General features: G+C 67.6%; 16 protein-coding genes and 1 pseudogene. 16 read left to right on the plus strand and 1 reads right to left on the minus strand.

Annotated elements, in window-relative coordinates; translation table 11 throughout:
* Window positions 1–8: 8 nt before the first annotated feature.
* From ACFWM2_RS06715 to ACFWM2_RS06785, 15 genes and pseudogenes are all read left to right on the plus strand, one after another.
* The gene (locus ACFWM2_RS06715; protein ID WP_383273697.1) at window positions 9–1,265 is read left to right on the plus strand and encodes an aspartate aminotransferase family protein; all 1,257 of its coding nucleotides are present in this window, start codon (window positions 9–11) and stop codon (window positions 1,263–1,265) included.
* Between the two features lie 149 nt (window positions 1,266–1,414).
* Window positions 1,415–2,119, plus strand: a complete 705-nt coding sequence (locus ACFWM2_RS06720; RefSeq protein WP_383273699.1) for a PIG-L deacetylase family protein — start codon at window positions 1,415–1,417, stop codon at window positions 2,117–2,119.
* Between the two features lie 33 nt (window positions 2,120–2,152).
* A complete protein-coding gene (locus tag ACFWM2_RS06725; RefSeq protein ID WP_383273701.1) occupies window positions 2,153–2,716 on the plus strand; it encodes an SRPBCC family protein in 564 nt (187 codons plus the stop codon).
* A 33-nt stretch (window positions 2,717–2,749) separates the two neighbouring features.
* Window positions 2,750–4,222, plus strand: coding sequence for an FAD/NAD(P)-binding protein (locus tag ACFWM2_RS06730; RefSeq protein WP_383273703.1), 1,473 nt, complete (start codon window positions 2,750–2,752; stop codon window positions 4,220–4,222).
* Window positions 4,215–5,024, plus strand: coding sequence for a class II aldolase/adducin family protein (locus tag ACFWM2_RS06735; RefSeq protein ID WP_383273705.1), 810 nt, complete (start codon window positions 4,215–4,217; stop codon window positions 5,022–5,024). The genes ACFWM2_RS06730 and ACFWM2_RS06735 overlap by 8 nt, the downstream gene beginning before the upstream one ends.
* A complete protein-coding gene (locus tag ACFWM2_RS06740) occupies window positions 5,017–5,907 on the plus strand; it encodes a pyridoxamine 5'-phosphate oxidase family protein (RefSeq protein ID WP_383273707.1) in 891 nt (296 codons plus the stop codon). The genes ACFWM2_RS06735 and ACFWM2_RS06740 overlap by 8 nt, the downstream gene beginning before the upstream one ends.
* Before the next feature lie 31 nt (window positions 5,908–5,938).
* The gene (locus ACFWM2_RS06745) at window positions 5,939–7,147 is read left to right on the plus strand and encodes an acyl-CoA dehydrogenase family protein (RefSeq protein WP_383273709.1); all 1,209 of its coding nucleotides are present in this window, start codon (window positions 5,939–5,941) and stop codon (window positions 7,145–7,147) included.
* A 14-nt stretch (window positions 7,148–7,161) separates the two neighbouring features.
* Entirely contained in the window at window positions 7,162–8,376 is a 1,215-nt protein-coding gene (locus tag ACFWM2_RS06750; protein WP_383273711.1) for an acyl-CoA dehydrogenase family protein, read from the plus strand.
* 43 nt (window positions 8,377–8,419) lie between these two features.
* Window positions 8,420–10,075, plus strand: coding sequence for a PEP-utilizing enzyme (locus tag ACFWM2_RS06755; protein WP_383273713.1), 1,656 nt, complete (start codon window positions 8,420–8,422; stop codon window positions 10,073–10,075).
* Window positions 10,072–11,253, plus strand: a complete 1,182-nt coding sequence (locus ACFWM2_RS06760; RefSeq protein ID WP_383273715.1) for an acyl-CoA dehydrogenase family protein — start codon at window positions 10,072–10,074, stop codon at window positions 11,251–11,253. Before ACFWM2_RS06755 ends, ACFWM2_RS06760 begins: the two co-directional genes overlap by 4 nt.
* Window positions 11,253–12,857 carry an AMP-binding protein gene (locus ACFWM2_RS06765; RefSeq protein ID WP_383273717.1) on the plus strand — a complete coding sequence of 535 codons (1,605 nt, stop codon included), beginning with the start codon at window positions 11,253–11,255 and terminating at the stop codon, window positions 12,855–12,857. The genes ACFWM2_RS06760 and ACFWM2_RS06765 overlap by 1 nt, the downstream gene beginning before the upstream one ends.
* 248 nt (window positions 12,858–13,105) lie before the next feature.
* Entirely contained in the window at window positions 13,106–13,720 is a 615-nt protein-coding gene (locus ACFWM2_RS06770; protein WP_383273719.1) for a hypothetical protein, read from the plus strand.
* A complete protein-coding gene (locus ACFWM2_RS06775; protein ID WP_383273721.1) occupies window positions 13,717–15,183 on the plus strand; it encodes a pyruvate, phosphate dikinase in 1,467 nt (488 codons plus the stop codon). The genes ACFWM2_RS06770 and ACFWM2_RS06775 overlap by 4 nt, the downstream gene beginning before the upstream one ends.
* 214 nt (window positions 15,184–15,397) lie before the next feature.
* The gene (locus ACFWM2_RS06780) at window positions 15,398–16,804 is read left to right on the plus strand and encodes a DUF885 family protein (RefSeq protein WP_383273723.1); all 1,407 of its coding nucleotides are present in this window, start codon (window positions 15,398–15,400) and stop codon (window positions 16,802–16,804) included.
* Between the two features lie 287 nt (window positions 16,805–17,091).
* Window positions 17,092–17,543 (plus strand): annotated as a pseudogene (locus tag ACFWM2_RS06785) (hypothetical protein); the annotation flags it as partial.
* A gap of 264 nt (window positions 17,544–17,807) precedes the next feature.
* On the opposite strand, the gene ACFWM2_RS06790 reads toward ACFWM2_RS06785, so the two are convergent.
* On the minus strand, window positions 17,808–18,350 hold the full coding sequence (locus ACFWM2_RS06790) for a flavin reductase family protein (protein ID WP_383273725.1): 543 nt from the start codon (window positions 18,348–18,350) through the stop codon (window positions 17,808–17,810).
* 304 nt (window positions 18,351–18,654) lie between these two features.
* Here ACFWM2_RS06790 and ACFWM2_RS06795 point away from each other — a divergent pair, with 304 nt between their 5' ends.
* The gene (locus ACFWM2_RS06795; protein WP_383273727.1) at window positions 18,655–19,263 is read left to right on the plus strand and encodes a GNAT family N-acetyltransferase; all 609 of its coding nucleotides are present in this window, start codon (window positions 18,655–18,657) and stop codon (window positions 19,261–19,263) included.
* The last annotated feature ends 70 nt before the right edge of the window (window positions 19,264–19,333 follow it).

Raw genomic sequence — 19,333 nt, forward strand, 5'->3', positions numbered from 1 at the left:
GGAGATCCATGTCGCACCTGTCCCCAGTCCTGCACCAGGCGACCCCGGTCGTGGCGGTGCGCGGCGAGGGCGTCCATCTCTTCGACGCCGCCGGCCGCCGCTATCTGGATTTCACCGCGGGAGTCGGTGTGACCAGCACCGGCCACTGCCATCCCCGGGTTGTCGAGGCCACCCAGCGGCAAGCCGCGACGCTGGTGCACGGTCAGTACACGACGGTGCTGCACGAGCCCTTGCTGACCTTGACCGAACGGCTCGGCGAGGTGCTGCCACCCGGCCTGGACGCGCTGTTCTACGCCAGTTCGGGCAGCGAGGCGGTGGAGGCTGCGCTTCGGCTGGCCCGGCACGCGACGTCCCGTCAGAACGCCATCGTCTTCGACGGTTCCTTCCACGGGCGCACCATGGGCGCTGCCGCACTGACCACGGCCGGCTCGCGCTTTCGCGCCGGGATCGGTCCGCTGATGCCCGGCGTCGCGGTGGCGCCGTTCCCGTACACCTTCCGGCTCGGGATGGCGGAGGACGAAGCCGTCGAATACGCGTTGCGGGGCCTGGACCACGTGTTCGCCACCACCAGCGTGCCTGAGGAGACGGCGGCCCTCTTCGTCGAGCCGGTACTCGGTGAGGGTGGCTATGTGCCGGCCCCGGCGGGGTTCCTGGCCGGGCTGCGCGAGCGGGCCGACAGACACGGCATCCTGCTGGTCGCCGACGAGGTGCAGGCCGGGTTCGGGCGAACCGGCAGGTTCTGGGCGCACCAGCACCACGACGGGGTTGTGCCGGACATCCTGGTCACCGCGAAGGGACTGGCCAGCGGATTCCCCCTGTCGGCCATCGCGGCACCGACCGGGCTGATGCAACGCGCCTGGCCCGGTTCACAGGGCGGTACATACGGGGGCAACGCGGTGGCCTGCGCCGCCGCGGTGGCGACGCTCGATGTCATGCGCGACGAAAATCTCGTGCACAACGCGGCCGAGCAGGGCCGGCGGCTGCTCGACGGATTGCGGAAAGTCGCCGCGACAACACCGGAGATCGCCGACGTGCGCGGGCTCGGGCTGATGGTCGGCAACGAGTTCTGCCGGCCCGACGGCACGCCCGACCCGGGTGCCGCCCAGCGGGCCCAGCGGGCCGCGACGGACCTCGGCCTGCTGCTGCTGACCTGCGGCACCCACAGCAATGTCGTACGGATGATGCCGGCCCTTGTGGCGACAAGCGGGCACATCGACGAGGCAGTCGAGTTGTGGTCGAAGGCTGTGTACGCCGCAACGGACTGATATTCCCGGACGGAATTTTCACGCGGTCCCGACATCGGTGAGCCATGTCCGCTCCTCATCGAGTAATTCGCCCTGAACTCCAGGGGTGTTGGTACGGCCCGCCTTTGAGAATCTGGTCAGCCGCGGTCGGGTCGTGCTAGAAACTCCGCATGAACCTCATTGAGTTCCCGGAGGATTGGCATTCAGCGTTGGTGATCGTTGCCCATCCGGATGACGTTGAATATCCAGGAGCGGCTCCCATTGCCCGCTGGACCGCGCAGGGCAAAGAGGTGGTCTACCTGATTGCCAGCCGCGGCGAAGCGGGCATGGACGGAATGCTTCCGGAAGACGCCAAGATGCTGCGCGTCAATGAGCAGATCGCCGCGGCTACCGAAGTCGGCGTGTCTGTCGTGGAGTTCCTGGACCACCCTGACGGCATGATCGAGTATAGCCTCGGGCTCCGACGGGAAATCGCCGCAGCGATTCGGCGGCACCGGCCCGAACTGGTGGTGATCGGAAATCACCGGGAGCTCAGTGGAAACGGTATGCTCAATATGGCCGATCACAGGGCGGTCGGGCAGGCCGGTATCGACGCAGTACGCGACGCGGCGAATCGCTGGGTGTTCCGTGACCTGGCGGAGGAACCCTGGTCGGGTGTGCGGTACATGGCTCTGCTCGGCTCCCCGGACAACACGCACGCAGTCGAGACCGAGGAATGGTTCGACGCCGGCGTCCGATCTCTGTTGGCGCACAGCGCCTATCTCGAGCACCTCGGCGCGACCCCGGAAGAGGTCGAGGCGATGTTGCGGAAGTTCTCGATGGATGTCGCGTCCCAATTTGGCGGCCGCCCTGGCGTCGCATTCGAAATGCTGTAAGCGGCAAGGGCATTCAATGAAGAAGGAAGCCTCATGAGTACGACAACGGAAGAAATCGACGTCTTCGCGACCTCCTGGAAGCTGACCGCTTCGGTGGCAGTCGACGCTCCCGCCGACCAGGTGTACGGCATGGTCAGCGACATCACCCGGATGGGGGAGTGGTCGCCGGAATGCCTCGGAGGGAAGTGGACAAGCGGCACTCCGGGTCAGGAGGGTGCTCGATTCCACGGGTTCAACCGCGAAGGCGAGGCGGAGTGGACCAGCCAGTCGGAGGTTGTCACGGCGGTGTCGCCGCGCGAGTTCGAATTCACCGTCATGGCGTTCTGTCCGGGGCAGCCGGACGAGAACACCCAGTGGGTGACGGGCTCACAGCCGGGCGACATGACGTGGTCGTTCCGTGTCGAGGAGAACGGCTCCGGTTGCGTTCTGACGCAGACCCACACCATGAAACTGGTCGGCCCCTTCTACCGCCTCCTACTCGAAGGAGTGGAAGAGAGCGAGCGGTCGGAGAATGTGCAGAACCGCAAGGAGCACCTGCAGCACTCGATGGAGTCGACGCTGGCCAAGCTCAAATCAGTGGCTGAACAGGGCAACTGATCTGCCATGCCATGCCAACTGGGGAGGTGAGTGGTGAACATAGCAATTGTCGGCGGCGGCGCATCCGCGGTGTGCGTCGTCGATAAGCTCGCCCGATCCACTCATCCCTCCGGGGAACTGACCGTATTCGACCCCTCGCCGCATTTGTGGCGGGGGCGGGCGTATCAGCGGGACGCCGAGGTGGTCCTGGTCAACTCGCCCGCCGAGGACATGTCGGTGCGGGAAGGCGACTCGGGCCACTACGAGCGGTGGCTGGCCGTCCACGGCCACACCGCGGAGTTCGCGCCACGCACCGTGTACGGCGACTACCTGGAGTTCAGCGCGCGCGAGGGGATCGCCCGACTGCGCGAACGAGGGTGGCAGGTCACCATCGTCCGTGAAGCGGTGGCCGGTGTGCTGCGTATCGGCGATCAGGTCGTTCTGCACACCAACAGCGGCCTGCACACGCCGTGCGACTACATCGTGCTCGCCGTCGGCGGCGGCCACCCGAGGGACGCCTTCGGGCTGGCCGGCAAACCGAACTTCGTCGGTGAGCCGTATCCCGTCGCCAGGACCTTGTCCGCCATCGCACCGGACGACAGCGTCGCGGTCATCGGTACGGGCCTGACCGCGGTGGACGTGCTGATCGCACTGCATTCCCGTGGACACCGCGGTCCGATCACCCTGCTGTCGCGCCATGGTGTGCTGCCCGCCGTTCGGCAGCAGCCGATCTCGTACCAGCCCAAACACTTCGTGCCGGAGCGGCTGCACGCCATGGCGGGACGAACCGGTCAGGTCGCCCTCGCCGACGTGATCGAGCTGCTCCGACTCGAACTGGCCGAGGCATGCGCCGACCTCGACGAGGTGTGGGAAGAGATCTCCTGCGTTCGCGCGGAGGCTCCTGCCGCGCGGCTGCGCCGCCAGCTGGCCGACGTCGGTTGTCGGCGCATCGGGGTGCGAGTGATGCAGCAGGCAGTGCACGTATGCGGGCCCGACCTGTGGCCGCTGCTGCCGGAGAGCACGCGGCAGCACATCTTGGGCAGGCACTACCGGACGCTGATGAGCCTGTGCTGCCCGATGCCCCCGAGCAGCGCGACGACGATTCTGCGGCTCATCGACTCCGGCCAACTGACGGTGCTCAGTGGTGTACAGCGGACCGTTCCCTCGACCGTCGGCGGCTTCCGCATCACCACCGACAGCACCGAGTTGGCGGTCTGCCACGTGGTCAACGCGGTGAACGCATCCGCGCATCGCGTTCCGCCCGGCGCGCGGCGACTCGTCAACGCGCTGTACGCCGAGCGCCTTGCCATGCCACACCCCGACGGCGGCCTGTGCGTCGACACGGCGACCAGCCGCCTGGTCGGAACCAGCCTCAGCAACCCGGGGATCTATGCGATCGGCGACATCGCCGGCGGCACATTCTTCTTCACCTTCGGCGTCCCCTCGCTGGTCGACCGCAGCCACGACATCGTCACCGACATCCTCGCAACCGAGTGGAACAGGATGAGAGAAGGAAGCTGTGCCTGAGGAAACAGAGACCCGGCTTGCCCACCTCGCCGACACCAGGACCGGCCTGCCCATCCCCAGTGCACCGGTGTTCGCCTCGGCCGGCGACGAGCGCCGCTACCGCAAGCAGCGGCTGGCCGCGGCGATCCGGCTGTTCGGCAAGTACGGCTTCGGCGAGGGAATCTCCGGCCACATTTCCGTCCGGGACCCCGAAGACCGCGACCTGTTCTGGGTGAACCCCTTCGGCGTCTCCTTCAACCGGGTCACCGTGGCCGACCTCATCTGCGTGGACACCAAGGGCGTAGTCGTCGCCGGCAAGCACGCGGTCAACCCGAGCGCGTTCGCCATCCATTCGCAGATCCACCAGCTGTGCCCCGGCGCCGACGGCATCGCGCACGGACACACCGTTCACAGCCGGGCGCTGGGCGCCCTGGGCCGGCTGTTGGACCCCGTCGACCAGGAATCCGCTGCCTTCTACCGGAACCAGGTCCTCTACGACGACTACGACGGGCCGGCGGTCGGCGTCGACCAGGGCCGGGACATCGCGACCAGGCTCGGCGACAAGACCGCGCTCCTACTGCGCCACCACGGGCTGATCACCGCGGGTGGCTCGCTGGAAGAGGCGATGCACTGGTTCTGCACCTTCGACAGCTGCGCTCAGGTGCAGTTGCTCGCCGGTGCGGCGGGCTCGGTGAAGGTCATGACAGAGCGTCAGGCTCTGCTGGCCCGCGAGGGATTCGGCGACCGGCAACTGGCATGGTTCAGCTTCCAGATGATGTGGGACGACATCGTGCACGAGCAACCGGATCTGCTCGATGAATGACCTGGGTCTTCGCGCGCATGCGGGCGAACAGGCGGTCCAGCGGCGGGTCGGTGAAGGCGGGCCTGGCCATGGGTCGCCCATGTTCGGCCCGGTGATCCCGGCCGGGCACGCCGAGTTCATCGCCGACCGGCGCATGGTCGTACTGGGGGCGGCGGACGAGGACGACACGGTCTGGGCCACGATGCTTTCAGGCCATGCCGGATTCGCGAAAGCGATGGGCGAGCGGGCCATTCGGTTCTCCGGCGGGCCCGCGGAGGGCGACCCGCTGCGCGCGGCGTTCGAGAATCGGCGCCCGGCCGGGATACTCGCCGTCGATCAGGCCCGGGGCCGGCGGATCAGGGCGAACGGGTGGGTTCGCCGCGACGGCGACGGCCTGAGGATGGAAACCGCGCAGGTACTGAGGAACTGTCCCAAGTACATCCAGAAGCGTGAGTTGGTCGCGGACGCGGAACCTTTGCGCGCGCGGGAGACCAGTGGCACGGAGCTCACCGCGAGGCAACGGGAGTGGATCGCCGGGGCGGACACCTTCTTCATCGCCAGCTATTCCCCGGATCACGGTGCGGACGTCAGCCACCGGGGCGGGCCTGCCGGGTTTGTCACCGTCGGCGGAAGCAAGTGGCTGAGCTGGCCCGATTACACGGGAAATTCGTTCTACATGACGCTGGGAAACCTGGAGCTGAATCCCGCCTGCGGACTGCTCTTTGTGGATTGGCGGCGTGGACATACGCTGCACCTCACCGGTGAAAGCCACGTCGATTGGCAGGACCGGTCGAAGCCGGGCGCGAAACGCACAGTGCATTTCAGCGTGCGTCGTGTTGTGCAGGTCGACAACGCCACCGTCCTGCGGTGGCGGTTCGTTGAGAAATCACCGTTCAACCCATGATTCCCACCACCGAGACCAAGGACAGCGAGCGATGACAATCCTCGAATCCCAGCCCGCCACCACCGTGCCCAATACCGCCGAAGACATCCTCGCCGCCGTGCGCGCAATCGCTCCCGAGTTGCGAGACCGGTCGGTGGAAATAGAGCAGAACCGGCGGCTGCCCGCCGATGTGGTGGAACTGATACGCGGCGCGGGTGTGTTCCGAATGGGTTTCGCCAAGGAGCAGGGCGGACCCGATCTCACCTCTGTCGAACAGACCAGGGTGCTCGAGGCTCTGTCCTACGGGGACACGTCGGCCGGCTGGTGCGGCATGATCGGCATGGACAGCGGCCTCTACTCCGCCTACCTGTCGCCGTCGGCGGTCCGCGAGATGTTCCCCACCCCGGACATGGTCACCGGAGGCCTGATCAACCCGAACGGCCGCGCGGAGCGGGTTCCCGGTGGCTACCGGCTCAGCGGTCACTGGAACCTGGGCAGCGGCATCACGCACGCCGACTGGGTGTCCGCCGGTGCGTTCACCTGTACCAACGGTGAGCAGGACGTGAACGAGCACGGGAACCCCAACTGGCGCGTGCTGCTGGTACGTCCCGGTGAGGTCAAGATGATCGACACCTGGCACGCGACCGGCTTGGCCGGCAGCGGCAGCATCGACTACGAGATGGACGATGTGTTCGTGCCCGAGGAGCACACCTTCTCCTTCGGCAAGCCGCTGAGCCGGACCGGTCCGCTGGCCGCGCCGGACGCGCTGATGCGCAAGATGCCGGGCGTGCCGCTGGGCGCGGCACGGGCGGCGCTGGACTACGTACGGGAGATGGCCCGCACCAAGGTGAACCGGATGACCGGCCAGGCGTGGGCGGACGACTACCGGATCCAGTTCGCCCTCGGCGAGTGCGAAATGGACTTCCTGACCATGCGGCACGCCGTGTACGGCAGCATCGAGCACAAGTGGAGCCGGCTTGAGTCCGGCATCGCCTACACGGACCTCACCGCGGAAGAGCGGGTCGAGACGGTGCTGTTGGCGGTCAAGGCGTTCCGCGGCGCTCTGGACATCGTCCGCCGGCTGTACGACCTGCTGGCTACTACGTCGATCTACAAGCCGTCGCCGATGGACCGTTGGCTGCGGGACCTGAACACGATGTGCCAGCACGTGATGGCGCAGGACGTCATCGTGCAGTCGGCCGGCGCGTACCTGCTCGGGGGCAAGCCGCGGTTCCCGTTCGCCGTGGGCATCACGGAATAGCCGGGACGCACTTCATGGCCACGTCTCATACAGCGGATCACGCAGCAGAATCCGTGCCGTGCACGGCCGAAGGCATCCTGTCCGCGGTCCGGGCGATCGTGCCTGAACTCAGGGCGCGTTCCGCGGAGATCGAGCGGCTTCGGCGACTGCCCGAGGACGTGGTGGAACTGGTCCGCGGCACGGGCGTGTTCCGGATGGGTTTCGCCGCGGAGTTCGGCGGGCCCGCGCTGACCTCGGCCGAGCAGACCCGAGTGCTGGAGGAACTGTCCTACGGGGACACCTCGGTCGGGTGGTGCGCCATGGTCGGCATGGACGGCGGGTTGTTCGCCAACTACCTGTCGGAGTCCGCGGTTCGGGAGATGTTCCCGACCCTGGACATGAGCACGGCCGGCATGCTGGCCCCGGCCGGACGGGCGGAACGGGTCCCCGGCGGCTACCGGCTGACCGGGCACTGGAAATTCGGCAGCGGCATCACCCACGCCGACTGGGTGTTCGCCGGCGCGCACACCTACAGCGGCGGCGAACCGGAACGCACCGCCAGTGGCACTCCGGACTGGCAGGTCATGATGGTGCGGCCCGGTGAGGTGGAGCTGATCGACAACTGGCGTACGACCGGCCTGGCCGGCACCAGCAGCATGGACTACACCGCTGACGACGTGTTCGTGCCCGAGGAGCGCTCCTTCAGCTTCCGGGCCCCGCGCAGCCGGTCCGGGCCGCTGTCGACGCCGGACCTGCAGATGCGCAAGATGCCGGGTGTGCCGCTGGGCGCGACGCGGGCGGCGCTGGACCACGTACGGGATCTCGCGCGTACCAAGGTGGACCGGATGACCGGTCGGCCGTGGGCGGAGGATCCTCGCGTCCAGTTCGCCCTCGGCGAATGCGAGATGGACTTCCTGGCCATCCGGCACGCCGTGTACCGGAGTCTTGAGCACCGCTGGAACCGCTTGGCGGCCGGGGCGAGGCAAGAGGACCTGAGCGACGACGAGCGGGTCGACACGATGTTGGCGAGGCAGGGCGCCTTTCGTGGCTCCCGCGCGATCGTACGGCGGCTCTACGACCTGCTGGCCACCGCGTCGGTCTACCGGCCGTCGCCGATGGACCGCGGGCTTCGCGACCTGGAAACGATGTGCCAGCACTTCATGGCACAGGACCAGATCGTGCAGTCCGCGGGTGCCTTCCTGCTCGGCGGCAAGCCGCAGAATCCCCTGGTTCTCGGGATTCTCGATTAGACGGATCACCCGCACGTAACCACCCTCTTTTCCGGAAGGCCACATGACCACCCTCGCCGATCCTCTCCAGGGCCCGTTGCATTCCCGGTCCGGCCCGGATACGTACTGGAGCACGACCAATGTCGGCGAGGCCTTTCCCGGTGTCGTCACGCCCCTGGCCTGGTCGTTGTGCGGCCCGGGGGTGGAGGTCGGCATCCGCGACTGCTACGCGCGCGTCGGCGCCTTGCCGCGTGCCGAGGTGAGGGTTCCCGACCGGGTCGAGGACCGCCTCATCTCGGTGTTCTACGGTCGTGGCGCGCTGAACGTGAACTTTTTCTGCCGGATGGGTGCCAACTTGCCCGGCAGCGCACCGGACGCGATCGCCCGCCAGTTCCTCGGTGAGCTGCCCGAGGGCATTCCGGCACGCAGCAGAAGCCGGCGCCTGCCGATCGTCGCGGTGAAGATGCCTTACACACAGGCCACGATCCGCAGCGACGTGCTCAGGCGCGCCATGCCGGTCAAGGGCTGGTGGCAGGGGTGGACGCCCCGGCTCGACACGCTCGACCTGGCCGGCTGCCGGGACGCGTTGACCGATGCGAGGACCACGTTCACCGAGATGCTCCGCGTCCAGGCGGCCGGTCTGTTCGTCGGTGTTCAGCCGGTGTTCGACCGCCTGAACACGTTGATCGACAAGGCCGGTCTGACGGCGGAGCAGGTCAACGCCCTGGTGGGCGGTCAGGGCGCGCACGCCGAGACGGACATGATCCACGACCTGTGGGCACTGGGCCGGCAGGAGATCACCCTGGCTCGATTCCTGGCCGACCACGGCTATCACGGCCCCAACGAGGGTGAGGTGTCGAGCACGGTCTGGCGAGAGGACCCGGCTCCGGTCCTCCGGCTGGCCGAGCAGTACGCGTCCCTCGACGCGCACGCGAATCCGGCGGACGGCGCCGTGCGGCGAACTCGCGCACGGCAGGAGGCCGAACGCCTGCTCATCGCCTCGCTGCCGCCCGTCGAGCGCCCGGTCGCGCGGATCGTGCTCAAGCTGGTGGTGTCCAGAATCCCGCTGCGTGGCGTCGCGAAGGCGGCTTTCCTGCAGGCCCTGGACGTGGCGCGCGGCGCGGCCCGGCGGATGGGCGTCCACCTTGCGGAACAAGGGGTACTGGACGACCCCGAGGACGTCTTCTACTTCACCGCGGACGAGCTCACCCGCACGCCGCCCACCGTGGCGGCGGCGGTCGCCGCTGAACGGCGCGCGCAGCACGAAACGTTCCACGCCCTCACGCTTCCCACGCACTGGCAGGGAAATCCGGCACCAGTGGAGGCCCGAGTGTCCCGGCCTGCGCGCACCGACCGCACGACGGTGCGCGGGATCGGGGCCAGCGGGGGGCGGGTCGAGGGCACCGTCCGCGTGCTGCGCGACCCCGAGTTCGCCGACGTCGAACCGGGCGAGGTACTGGTGTGTGGCACGACCGACCCGAGTTGGGCGTCGGTCCTGTTCCTGTCCTCCGCCCTTGTAGTCGATGTCGGCGGCCCGCTCAGCCACGCCGCGGTGGTCGCCCGCGAAGTCGGTGTGCCGTGCGTCATCGGCACCGGGGACGGGACCACCGCACTCTTCACGGGCGACCGTGTCCGGGTCGACGGCAACGCCGGGACAGTCGAGATCCTCAGCCGCGCCGAGCCGGTTGCGGCGGCCGAGCGGAAAGGTCCCAGCGAATGACAGCACTGGAAACGCCCAACACGGCACAGGAGATCCTCGCCGCGTCGAAAGCGGTGGTCCCGAAGTTGCGGGCGCGCTCCGTGGAGATCGAGGACGACCGGCGTCTGCCTGCGGACGTCGTGGAGCTGTTGCGGGGAACGGGCGTGTTCCGGATGGGATTCCCGAAGGAACTCGGTGGCCCCGGGCTCACCTCCATGGAACAGATCGAGGTGATCGAGGCCCTTTCCTACGGCGACACGTCCGCGGGCTGGTGCGCGATGATCGGGATGGACGCCGGTCTGTACGCGCTGACGGACCCCGTGATCCGGGAGATGTTCCCGAGCCTGGACGTGATCGCGGCGGGCATGCTGCCACCGGTCGGCCGGGCCGACCGGGTCCCGGGCGGCTACCGGGTGACCGGCCGATGGAGCTTCGCGAGCGGGATCGCGCACGCCGACTGGGTGTCGGCAGGAGCGTTCGTTCACGCCGGTGGCGAGCGGGAGCGCACCGCGAGCGGCAAGCCGTACTGGCGGGTGGTGATGGTGCGGCCCGACGAGGTCGAGCTGATCGACGGCTGGCACCCCACGGGCCTTGCAGGCAGCGGCAGTCTGGACTACACGATCACCGATGTCTTCGTTCCCGAAGAGCGTACGTTCAGCCTCGGCGAGCCCACCAGAACCGGGCCGCTCGCCGCACCGGACGCCCTCATGCGGAAGATGCCCGCGGTAGGGCTCGGTGCGGCGCGCGCAGCGCTCGACCATGTGCGGGACGAGGTGCGCTCGAAGGTGGACCGGGTGACCGGCCGGCCGTGGACGGAGGACTACCGGGTCCAGTTCGCGATCGGTGAGTGCGAGATGCAGTTCGCGGCTGTTCGGCGCGCGGTGTACGGAAGCCTTGAGGACCGGTGGGACCGCATGGCAGCCGGTGCGACGCTTGACGACTTCACCCCGGACGAGCGGATCGCGACCATGCTCACCAGGCTGGCGGCGATGCGCGCGGCTCGCACGATCGTGCGGCGGCTCTATGACCTGCTCGCCACCACCTCGATCTACCGGCCGTCCCCGATGGACCGCTGGCTGCGGGACATGGAGACCATGTGCCAGCACGTCATGGCGCAGGACCAGATCGTGCAGTCCGCGGGCGCGTTCCTGCTCGGTGGCAAGCCGCAGTTCCCGCTGGCGCTCGGGATCGTGCACTGATGGCCGACGACCTCGCCGTGCTCCACGGTGACCCGCTACCGGACCTTCCGGTGCGCAACCTGGCCGAGGCGCTGGTACGCGCCGCACGGATGACCGACGCAGGCGAGATCGTCTGCCTGAACGGTTCTTCGGCCCCCAGCGTGCGGTCCTACGCGGATCTGCTGCTCGACGCGGCACGGATTCTGCGAGGAGCCCGGGACCGGGGTGTTCGGCCGGGGGACCGGGTGGTCCTGCAGATCAGTGACCAACTCGACCTGCTGGCGGCGTTCTGGGCGTGTCAGCTCGGCGGGTTCGTCCCGGTTCCACTGACTGCGGACCCGCCCGTGGGCAGCCCGCTGTCTGCTGCCGGGTTGGTGGCCGGCGTCTGCGGAATCCTCGACGAACCGTGGGTGATCTCCCCGGAAGGCGTCGGAGTGCCGCGGTGGCTGGGCACGGTCGACGGGATGCGCTCCGAGTCCACCGCACACGACTTCCACGCCGTCGGCCTCGATGATCCGGCGGTGCTGCTGCTCACCTCGGGCAGCACTGGTGTGCCCAAGGCCGTCACGCTGACTCAGCGCAACATCCTGAGCAGGGCCCACGCCACCGCCCTCGTCCGGGGACTGTCCCGGCGCAACAGGACCTTCAACTGGATGCCGCTGGATCACGTGGGCGGTCTGATCATGTTCCATGTGCGGGACGTCTTCCTCGGCTGCCACCAAGTGCACGCGAGAATCCCCTGGGTGCTCGAAGATCCGCTGCGCTGGCTCGACGCGATCAACGAGTACCGGTGCGACACGACCTGGGCGCCCAACTTCGCGTTCGGCCTGGTGGCCGACCAGGCCGACCGGATCGCCTCGCGGAGCTGGGATCTCAGCACGCTCGTCTACGTCATGAACGGCGGCGAGGCGGTGAAACCCAAGGTGGCGCGGCGGTTCCTGAGCCTGCTCGCCCCCTTCGGGCTTCCGCCCTCGGCGATGCACCCGGGATGGGGCATGTCGGAGACGTCCTCCGGCGTGGTCGACTGCGTGCTCCCGGCCGAGGACAGCACCGACGAGGACCGGTTCGTCTGCGTGGGCCGGCCTCACCCAGGGGTGTCGGTGCGGGTCGTCGACGACGACGGATGGCCGGTGAAGGCAGGGGTGATCGGCCGCGTCCAGGTCACCGGAGCGCCGGTGACACCCGGGTACTACGACAACGACAGGCAGAACCAACAGTCCTTCAGCGTCGACGGCTGGTTCAAGACCGGAGACCTGGGATTTGTCTCGGCCGGCGGGCTGACGGTCACAGGCCGCGCCGATGACGTCATCGAGATCGACGGCGTCGCCTATTACGGCCACGAAATAGAGTCCGCGGTCGAGGAACTCCCCTTTGTCGAACCGTCCTTCACGGTCGCCTGTGCCGGAGTCTCCGGTGGTTCGCTCGCGGTTGCTTTTCATCCTCGTTCGGGTACCACCTCGGACTTGAATAATTGGCGCGTCGTCGAACATGTTGCGAACCGATTCGGAATTGGGGTGAGTCGTGTCTGTTCTGTAAGGAAAGAAGACGTTGCCAAGACTGGAATTGGGAAAATCAAGCGGTTGGAAGTCGCTCAACTCCTTGCCGCTTATCTAAGTGCCTGTTAGCCTTTTATTTATCGGCGCAGGAAATGCTGTCGATGTAATTCCTATCGTAAAGGAGAAACTCATGTGCGACCGCTGAATTAATATCCAGTCGCAGACAATTGCGACGGTCGGCCTCACGGAAGAGGCGCGTTTACTGGTACAACGCTGAGCCGACCTCAGGGAGTCCACCCATCGCCTGCATCAGTGCGAACGCGCCGTCGGTGCTGGGTGGGCCCCCGTTGGGGCCGCAGCGGGGAGAGGGACCAACCGTGTCCGAGGAATTGCGGGTGCTGCAAGCGATCCGCCTCAAAGGGCGACCCACGGAGCCGGAGACAGCCGCGGCGATCGGCGTTCCCGAGGGGGCGTTGCGGCAGCCGCTGCGCGCTCTGGTCGATGCCGGACTGTGCGCCGAGACACGAGGGCGCTATCAACTGACTTCGGCTGGACGCGACCTGCTGGCGCGTCAGGTCGCCGAGGAGCGGGACAGCGTGAACCAAACGGCGCTCGCGGCCTTCTACGACCGGTTCGTCGAGCACAACGCCGTCGTCAAACAGGTCATCACCCAGTGGCAGTTGATCGACGCAGGCACGCCCAACGACCACAACGACCCGGACTACGACGCCGAGGTCATCGGCCGCCTGGCCGACGTGCACGCCGCGTCCGCGGCCACGCTGGCCGGGGTCATCGGCCTCGCGCCCCGGCTCGCGCCGTACCCGCACCGGCTCGCCGGTGCGCTGGCGAAGGTCCAGGCCGGCGAACACACCTGGCTGGCCAGCCCGTTGGCCGACAGCTACCACACCGTCTGGTTCGAGCTGCACGAGGACCTGCTCGGGTTGGCGGGCCTGGCACGAGCGGACGAGGCCGCCGCGGGGCGAGCGGAGTGATCGAGGTCGGCTTGCGGTTGAACGGGCGGACCGGCGGCGACCGTGAAGTGCTCGGCGGCAAGGCAGCCGGTATCGAGCGGATGCTGGCTCTTGGCGCGCCGGTGCCGCCCGCCTTCGTGCTGACGACCGAGCTGTGCCGGCGGTTCTACGCGAATGTCCGGCGGGTGCCGACGGACGTCTGGGAACAGCTGCCTGGACTCGTCCGGGAGCTGGAACGGGCAACGGGGCGGACGTTCGGCCACGGCCCTCGACCGCTGCTCGTGTCGGTGCGCTCCGGAGCGTCAGCGAGCATGCCCGGAATGATGGACACCGTCCTCAACGTCGGTCTGACCCCGCAGGTCGAACAACAGCTTGGCGCGCACGCCGCCGACACCCGTCGCAGGTTCACCGAGCAGTTCGCGCATGTGGTCGGTGAACGGGCGCCCGCCGATCCGTGGGAACAGCTGCGGTTGGCGATCACGTCGGTGCTGGCATCGTGGATGTCGCCGAGGGCAGTCGCGTACCGCGCCGACCAGGGACTCGATGACCGAGGTGGCACGGCCGTGACCGTGCAGGCGATGGTGTTCGGCAACAAGGACGACCGGTCGGGAACCGGCGTCGTGTTCAGCCGCAATCCGCTGACCGGGGGTGCGGACGTCTACGGCGAATGGCTGGGCCGGGGCCAAGGGGAAGACGTCGTGTCCGGCCGGGCCGACGCCCGGCCACTCGCCGAGTTGGGCGCCAAGATGCCCGAGGTCCACGAGGAACTTCTGGGCTGGGCTCGTGTCCTGGAACAGGACGGTCGAGACGTGCAGGACATCGAGTTCACCGTCGAATCGGGCACCTTGTGGTTGCTGCAGACCCGGGTCGCCAAGCGTGCTCCGGAGGCGGCGGTCCGCCATGCGGTCGCCATGGCTCAGGAGGGCTTGATCAGCCGGGAAGAGGCAGTAGGTCGGCTGACGGCGACGCAGGTCGCGGCGCTGCTGCGCCCTGTCATCGACCCTGGGCACGTGAAGGCCGCGAAAGTCCTGGCACGGGGCAAGCCGGCCTGCCCCGGTGTCGGCGTGGGAGTGGTCGGGGCCGACGCGGACACTGTGGAGCAACAGGCCGCAGACGGAGCCGGGGTGGTGCTGGCGCGTGCGACGACCGACCCCGGCGATGTGTCCGCCATGTCGGTCGCGCGCGCGGTGATCACCGAAGCGGGTGGCAGCACGTCACATGCGGCCGTGGTGTGCCGGGAACTGGCGGTTCCGTGCGTGGTCGGCTGCGGGGTCGACACCGTGACCGCGTTGAACGGCCGGCTGGTGACCGTGGACGGTGGCGCCGGCCTCGTCTACGAGGGTGCGCTCCCGATCCTGCGGCCTGACACGCTGGTCGGCACGGACCTCGCCACGGTCGCCGAGTGGGCCCGGTCCGCGCCGGACGTTCGGGGCGCTGCTGGTCTCCAGAGCGTGCTGCAGGCACACGGCAAGCTCCTTGGCTGACGCCGCACGGGTACCCATGACGCGAACATGGTCGGGCAGGCCTGGACATCGGCTTTCAGTTCATCGACCGACCGAGAGGATGGCAGTACCAGCCATGGACCGAGTTCTGCCGCCCCGGCTGAGGGCGATCTGCGACCTCGACATGCCGTCGGCCAGACAGTACGGGGGTCGGCATGAGTACGACGGTCTCGTCCCTGACTACTCACGCGCGGGCGTGGCCGCCGCGGTGGCGCGACTCGGCGTCGGCGAGCCGGTGGACGATCCTCATGACGAGGCCCATCTGGCGGTGTTCGAGGACCAGTTCAGAGTCCTGTACGGCGAATTGGAGATGCACCGCCGCAACCCCGTAATCCACTTGGCCGCGCTGGACCTTGCCTGCTACGACCGGGAATATGCGTCCGAAGAACGGCGCATGGAAGCCAGGACACGGCATGTCGAGCGATGGCCAGAGGCCATCGAGAACGCCGTCGACAGTCTCGACATGGTGGCCCCACCCGTTGCAGGGCGTCTACTGGGTTCGGTGAAAGGCCTTGCCCAGGGCCTTCCCGCTGACGGCGGGAGAGCCGCGGACGCCGCTCGCGCGGCCCACACCCGACTCGTGGCGCATCTGGGCGAAGTGGCGGAACGGGACGAGGGGATCGACAGCGCCGTCCTCGGCGGCGGACCGTTCGCCCGGTTGATGGGCAGTGCGGACGGTCTCGAGGTCGACCTCGGCCTGCTGGCGGAACAGGCGCGCCAGGAACGCGATCGGCTGCTGACCGTCCTCGCGGAGGCGACCGGCCGGATCGACCCGGAGCGCACCCCGTTCGACGTCTGCCGCGAACTGGTCCGGGACCATCCCAAGAGCAACGGCGTCGTGGACTCGGCAGGCCAGTGGGCGGAAAGGCTGATCGAGTTCACTCGGCTGAAGGACCTGGTGCCCTACCACGACGGTCGATGCGTCGTGCGCGTTGCACCCGAGTCGCGCCGCTGGGGCATGGCGTTCATCTCGCTGAGTGCTCCCGGCGAGCCAGAAGGTCCGTCCGTCTTCCACGTATCTCCGCCGGACCCGGACTGGGACCCGAAGGACATCGACGAATGGCTGGAGATCTTCAGCGCCACCACGTTGCCGTCCATCACCGCACATGAGGTCGCTCCCGGCCACTTCTCGCACGGTCGGGCAATGCTGCGGCTCGGCAGCGACATCCGGCGGATCCTGCGGAGTGAGAGCTTCGTCGAAGGCTGGGCTCACTACGCCGAGGAAATGTGCGTGGAGGAGGGCTTCCTCTCGGACGACCCCCGGTTCGCGATCGGCATGTGTCTTGAGGCTCTGGTCCGTGTCACCAGGTTGACCTGTGCGCTCGGCATTCACAGCGGGTCGATGACGCTCGACGAGGCCGCACGGCGGTTCGCCCAGGACACCCACATTGTGGGCAAGGGGGCCGAAGCCGAGGCGGGGCGGGCACTGTTCGACCCCACCTACGGCCGGTACGCGTTGGGCAAGCTCGCCATCATGGACCTGCGGGAGCGGGCACAGCGTGAGTGGGGGTCCCAGTTTTCCCTGCAGCGCTTCCACCGGGCACTGTTCGACCTCGGCGCCCCACCGCTCAGTCTGATGGACGCGGCCATCGCGCGCGGTTAGAGATCATCATGAAAGTCCGGCCTCTGCTTTCGCAAGGTGGCCTGCCTGAAAGCAGATCAAAGACGCGGAACGTACTCATGGCTGCAACGTAGGGCTTGCTGAGGGCTCTGTTGGCTGCGAGGAAAGAAGCACTCCCCTGCTGAGGACGCGTATCGGGCCCCGTCTCCGTGCCCGCGCCGAGGGCGGCGGTCGCTCGGTGGTCTGCCGGGCCGGGGCCGTGTTGCTGGTGGCTATGGTCAGCAGGACCGGTCTGGCTTGGGAGCTGTTCGCGGCCCTGACGGCCTGACGCCCTGAGGCGTTGGCGCTGGGCCCGGGCCGCAGTACCCGAACGGTCTGGGCGGTTGGCCAGTGAGGCAGCGTCGTGCCCTGGTGGCCAGGCCGTTGTGGACCTTGCCGGAGTGCGCGTCATCGCGTACTCCGACATGGAGGACGCCGCCGGCGTCTGGAGGAAGACCTACGGCCCTCACCCGCTGATGCGCTTCGTCGACCACGGCCGCGGCAGGTCCGGGGAACCGATCGCGGGCGTGCCACGGCCCGGCAACGTCGGCTCCAACACCGCCGCCGATGGCATCCGCGCTGCCCGTGCCACCGGCCCGCGCAACGTCCCCCTGCACGACGCCGTACAGAACCAGATCTGGTTGGAGACCATCAGATCACCTTCGAACTGCTCGCCTGGAAGCCGATGCTCGCACTCACTGGTGCCGCCCGGTTTTGGGTACCCGGACGACTCCGCCCTCGAGGTCAACCTGACCTTGTCCGTGTGCACGGTGAGCGCCGTGTCGTCGTGGGTTCTCCCCGCAGGTGCCCGCCCAGCGCGCGATCGAACGGCCTGGTGGGTTCAGCCGGTTGATGCCGCACCGGGTTCCACGACGTCGCAAGGGCCGGCGTCGCTTCGCTGAGGCCGACTATGCCGGCCCGGTGGAAGCTGCCGCCCCGGTGGAAGCTGCGCATCAGCAATCGGATGGTCCGACCGTGCTGATCCCGGAGAATCCCAACACGCTTGTCAGCGCATGGGAACGTCAGGCCCGGCGGCACCGATCGGCGCAACCTGGTGGTATCCACTGTCGAAGAACAGCAGCCCGCGCTGATTGCGGCCGCGCATGCAGTTCAGTACCGAGCCGATGAAAATCGAATGGTCACCAGAGCTGTGCGACTCATGTAGCTCACATTCCAGCCATGCCAGCGCGTTCGAAAGCAGTGGTGCCTGAGTGTGCGGCCCCGGCAGCCAATCGACGGGGTCGAACTGGGCGGCGCCCTGTGGACGGTTCTTGTCAGCGAAGTACCGGGCGATGTCCTCCTGGTCGGCTCCCATGATGGACACAGCGAACCGCTGCGCCGAGGACAGCGCCTCGTGCATCACCGCATTTCGATCCACGCAACACAACACCAGCGGTGGTTCGAGTGACACTGAGCTGAACGCGTTTGCGGTCATGCCATGGATGTATTGGCCTCCGACGGTGAGCACGACGATGCCGGTTGCGAATTGCGACATCGCGTCGCGCAGCAACGTGGGAGTCAGTACAGATGTTGACAGGTCCTCAGACATGTCAATGAAAGTTAGCCGAAGTGCCCGAGATTTGGGAGCGATCCAGCGCATTCCGCATATAGACCTTGGACGTTGCGCCGGTGGGCCGGAATGACCTTCTTCAGCGGTGCTGCTCCAGTGTGAAGACCGCCCTGGTAATTGACGTCAGGCGATTGGGGCAGTAGGGGGCGCGACGGAAGATCCGCCACGACTTGAATTGGGCGAAGCCGAGCTAGACCGGACTGCCGAGCCAGGGGTTCCAGTGAGTAGTCGTCATATAGGGCACCGTCTTAACTGGACTGGCATTCGTTGCTAGGGTCGCCCCATGACGCAGCCGACGATCCACACCCAACGGCTCACGCTGGTGCCGCTGGCCAATGAGCATCTCGAATGGGAAGTCGAGCTGGATTCCGACCCCGAGGTGATGCGCTACATCTCCGGCCAGGCGCGGTCCCGTGCCGAGGTCGAGGTAGCGCACCTGCGCCGATGCGCCACCTCGCGCGAGGCGCCCGGCTTCGGTTTCTGGACCGGCTTCGCCGAGGGCAATTTTGTCGGCTGGTGGATCCTTCGCCCTCCCGTCGGGCCGGATCAGCCCAAAGTCGCTGGTGAGGCCGGCCTCGGCTACCGACTGCTCAGCAGGCATTGGCGTCGCGGGTACGCCAGCGAAGGCGTGCGTGAACTCATCCGCTACGGCTTCTCCGACCTCGGGCTCAACCGCATCTTCGGCCAAACCAAGGAGGTTAATACCGCGTCCCGGGCCACCATGGTTTCTTCCGGACTCACCTTTACCCGAGCGTTCATCTCGGCCGAGCCCGACGAAAGCACGATGCCTGGCCCCCGTCCGGGCGGGGTTGAATACGAGATTACCCGCACTGTTTGGCAGGAGCGCCAGGGTGTTCTCGCGTCCACGCGTCTGGATCCCGGGAAACGATAGCGGCGCGAAGCCACCGCTCGTTCTTCAGAAATAGAAACAATTCGAGCTGACATCGGTCACGGTGAACGCC

It is taken from the genome of Streptomyces sp. NPDC058371 (assembly GCF_042723265.1).
GTDB lineage: Bacteria > Actinomycetota > Actinomycetes > Streptomycetales > Streptomycetaceae > Streptomyces.

Excerpts from the sequence above, each read along its gene's own strand:
- ACFWM2_RS06720 (WP_383273699.1), top strand. The coding sequence starts at position 1,415 with ATGAACCTCATTGAGTTCCCGGAGGATTGGCATTCAGCGTTGGTGATC.
- ACFWM2_RS06790 (WP_383273725.1), bottom strand. The coding sequence starts at position 18,350 with ATGTCTGAGGACCTGTCAACATCTGTACTGACTCCCACGTTGCTGCGC.
- ACFWM2_RS06765 (WP_383273717.1), top strand. The coding sequence starts at position 11,253 with ATGGCCGACGACCTCGCCGTGCTCCACGGTGACCCGCTACCGGACCTT.
- ACFWM2_RS06740 (WP_383273707.1), top strand. The coding sequence starts at position 5,017 with ATGAATGACCTGGGTCTTCGCGCGCATGCGGGCGAACAGGCGGTCCAG.
- ACFWM2_RS06725 (WP_383273701.1), top strand. The coding sequence starts at position 2,153 with ATGAGTACGACAACGGAAGAAATCGACGTCTTCGCGACCTCCTGGAAG.
- ACFWM2_RS06755 (WP_383273713.1), top strand. The coding sequence starts at position 8,420 with ATGACCACCCTCGCCGATCCTCTCCAGGGCCCGTTGCATTCCCGGTCC.
- ACFWM2_RS06750 (WP_383273711.1), top strand. The coding sequence starts at position 7,162 with ATGGCCACGTCTCATACAGCGGATCACGCAGCAGAATCCGTGCCGTGC.
- ACFWM2_RS06715 (WP_383273697.1), top strand. The coding sequence starts at position 9 with ATGTCGCACCTGTCCCCAGTCCTGCACCAGGCGACCCCGGTCGTGGCG.
- ACFWM2_RS06795 (WP_383273727.1), top strand. The coding sequence starts at position 18,655 with ATGACGCAGCCGACGATCCACACCCAACGGCTCACGCTGGTGCCGCTG.
- ACFWM2_RS06760 (WP_383273715.1), top strand. The coding sequence starts at position 10,072 with ATGACAGCACTGGAAACGCCCAACACGGCACAGGAGATCCTCGCCGCG.
- ACFWM2_RS06745 (WP_383273709.1), top strand. The coding sequence starts at position 5,939 with ATGACAATCCTCGAATCCCAGCCCGCCACCACCGTGCCCAATACCGCC.